Genomic DNA, 1,947 nt, shown 5'->3' with positions numbered 1-1,947 from the left:
GTCGGAGCGGGGGCACGCCGGGTGGAGCGCGGGGCGCCCGCAGCGGGCGGTTGCCGCTCGGGGTCGATCCGGCTGAGGAGGTGGCTGTCGATCCGCAGGACCGCGCGGACACCGCCGTACGGGGAGGGCGAGGACACATCTACGCCGAGGTCGAACTGCCGGGTGAGGCGGCCGATCGCGGCGAACCCCATGCGCGGCGGATCACCCAGGTCGGTGAGCAGGACCGGGTCGGTACCGGCCACCGTCCGCCGGGCGTGCTCGCGTTCGTCCGGGGTCATGCCCAGGCCCGCGTCGTCCACGGTGACGCAGACGCCGTGATGGACGTGTTCCAGGTTGACCACGACCTCGGTGTCCGGGGCGGAGTGCCGCAGCGCGTTGTCGAGGAGCTCGGCGACGATGATCGCGACCGGTTCGACGGCGTGCGAGACCAGCGCGGTACCGGCTTCGAGATGGTTGTGCACCCGCACCCGGTGGTATCCGGCGAGCCGGGCCTGCCCACCGGTCACCGCCTCCACGAGGTGCGAGTCCTCACGGGCCAGCCCGACCCAGGCCCCGCACACGACGGCGGTGACCTGGGCCCGGCGCAGCGACTGCTCGTTCTCGTGGTCCAGCATGAACAGGGTCTGCGTCAACTCGGGGTCGTCGTACCGCTGTTGGAGCGAGCGTAAGGCGTCCTGCAGGCGGTACAGCGCGGCCTGGATCTCCCTGGTGGCCCCGCGCATACCGGCCTGCGCGGCGGCGTCGATACGGGTGCGCTGCGCGGTGAGTTCCGAACGCAGGGTGGTCAGCACGTTTTCGAGGGCGATCCCGAGGGGCGAACCGATGAACTGCGGCTGCGCCGGTCCCGGCACGGCCACCCCCGGATGCGTCGACTGTCGGGCCACGGCCGGAACCCGCTGGACGGCGAGATGCTCGACCTCGGCCGCCAACGCCGCCTGAACACCGGCCAGTCGGTCCCGCAGGTCCGCGATCTCCGCGCGCTGCACGGCACGTTGACGCCGCGACTGCAGCAGACCGGCGCCGAGCGCCAGCGCGGACAGTGTGCCGGCGGCGAGCGCACCGGTCACCAGGTCCGGTAATTCGGTCATCGAATCGAGTCCAAGCGACGTCGGGCAGGGCTGAGTTCGACCCCCTGAGCCGGGGTGCCCGGAGCACAGTACACACCGTCATCGACCGCTCTCGCACGGTGTAACAGGAGTTCCCTTCGAAACTGACAGGCCTCTGTTCACTTCTGCGTCAAGTGTCTGAAATGGCGTGTGGGGAAAGAGAGTTGAACCGTTAGGGTCGGTGCGTCGAGCACGAAGGGGGAGCGGTGTGACGGGCGTCGAGCGCTGGCCTGACGGCATCGAGGGACAGGCCGCCGGTCTCCTCCCGCCGGAGATCCACGCCTACTTCCGCAGGGGCGCCGGGCAGGGTCTCAGCGCCGCCGAAGCCGCCCCGGCCTGGGACGGGTTCCGGTTGCGACCGCACATCCTGCGGGACGTGTCCCGCTGCGACACCTCGACGACCGTACTGGGCACGGAAGTCGACACGTCCGTCCTCATCGCACCGAGCGCCTTGCAGCGCAGTGCGCGGTTGGTGACCGGTTTCTCACCGAGGAGACACTCCGGCGGGCCGTGGCGGCCGGGGCCGGGGCGGTGGTGCTGACCGCCGACATGTCCGTCATCGGCTCGCACGGCAGACCCGGCGCGCACGTCGCCGACTTCGTGGGGCCGGAGGGCCTCTACGGCAACGTCACCGGCATCCCCGACCGGGAGGCCGCCGAGCACGCCCCCGATCTGGCACCGGACGTCATCGGCCGGCTGGGCAACCCGACCGGGCTGCCGGTCGTCGTCAAGGGCGTCCTGCGCGGCGACGACGCCCGCGCTTTCGTGGGCGCCGGTGCGGCCGGACTGATCGTCTCGAACCACGGTGGCCGTCAGCTCGACGGGCTGGTGCCGACCGCCC

General features: G+C 71.5%; 1 protein-coding gene and 1 pseudogene. One reads left to right on the top strand and one right to left on the bottom strand.

Annotated features, from left to right (window positions below):
* The coding region (locus R6V09_RS51970) for an ATP-binding protein (protein ID WP_317888375.1) at window positions 1–1,088 on the bottom strand (1,088 nt) is incomplete at its 3' end.
* Between the two features lie 166 nt (window positions 1,089–1,254).
* On the opposite strand from R6V09_RS51970, the pseudogene R6V09_RS51965 reads away from it, so the two are divergent.
* Window positions 1,255–1,947: pseudogene (locus R6V09_RS51965) on the top strand (alpha-hydroxy-acid oxidizing protein); the annotation flags it as partial.

Origin of the sequence: Streptomyces sp. W16, from assembly GCF_033194735.1 — a bacterium.
GTDB lineage: Bacteria > Actinomycetota > Actinomycetes > Streptomycetales > Streptomycetaceae > Streptomyces.
Note: the sequence above shows the minus strand (reverse complement) of the source record. Positions and strands in the feature narration are given on the sequence as shown.